Source organism: Staphylococcus sp. EG-SA-2 (genome assembly GCF_017152085.1).
The window spans coordinates 1-903 of record NZ_JACYHC010000941.1 but is presented as its reverse complement, the minus strand read 5'-3'; the positions used below and the strand labels follow the sequence as shown (position 1 = coordinate 903).

General features: G+C 34.7%; 1 protein-coding gene. It reads right to left on the bottom strand.

The genetic code is table 11. From position 1 onward, the window contains the following. Positions 1-903: FTR1 family protein (locus tag IDG60_RS27710; protein WP_206160936.1), on the bottom strand; the 903-nt coding region annotated here is incomplete at both ends.

Sequence of the window (903 nt, the reverse complement as noted above, 5' to 3'; positions counted from 1 at the left end):
CGATACCTAATCCCGCTTCCATACTTTCACGAAGAATGCCACTATTCCCTAAAGTTTCTACAAACGTAATTGCTAAGATAATACTCAGTACAAGTCCGGCAATTGCACCACCAATCACACTTGCAGTACCCTTCTTATCTTTGACATTACGCGTCATAGTAGTCAATGTCATTACAATTAATAACACTTCTAGACCTTCACGTAAAAAGATAATCATCACATCAACAAAGCTATAACTATGGCCAACAACCTCTTTAATTTGGTTATTTAAATCTACTAAACCATCTTTCACATGTGCTTTATTATGTTCGTCTAATACACTTTGATAATATGGTATTTTATCTTCAATTTTCGTATACAAAGCACCGTCTTTAGTTTGAATTTGACCTTCAACATACGGCCAAATTTCTATAAAATGTGTAAGCGCAGCATCAGCATCCCACAATTGATTGTCGTCGATAGCTTTAATCGCCTTCTCTAACTCATCATTTAATTGTGATACATGGTATTGATCTTTTGCAGACGTATCACTTTTCTTATCGACATGATCAATATTTGATTTAAAAGTTGTCCAAGCATGTGACACTTTCGCTGTATCTAATGGCGACTTATGAATTGCGATTCTAAGTTGCAGTAATGCGACTTCAATTTGTCCATATTGATTTGCGTCATAATTGCGAATTACCGTTTCATTACTTGTCCAAATCTGATTCAAACTATTGTTCAGCGATTCTAGCTCTGCTTTATTTTTATCTTTAATCGCTTTTGTCATTACTGCATCTTTGGCATCGACTTGCTGTTGCAATAGTTTAATTTTAGAACCCGCATCTTTACTAGCCAATTTCTCTTCATAAGCAATTAATGACTTCGTTAATTGCGAAAGTGTATCTTTTTGATTATCAT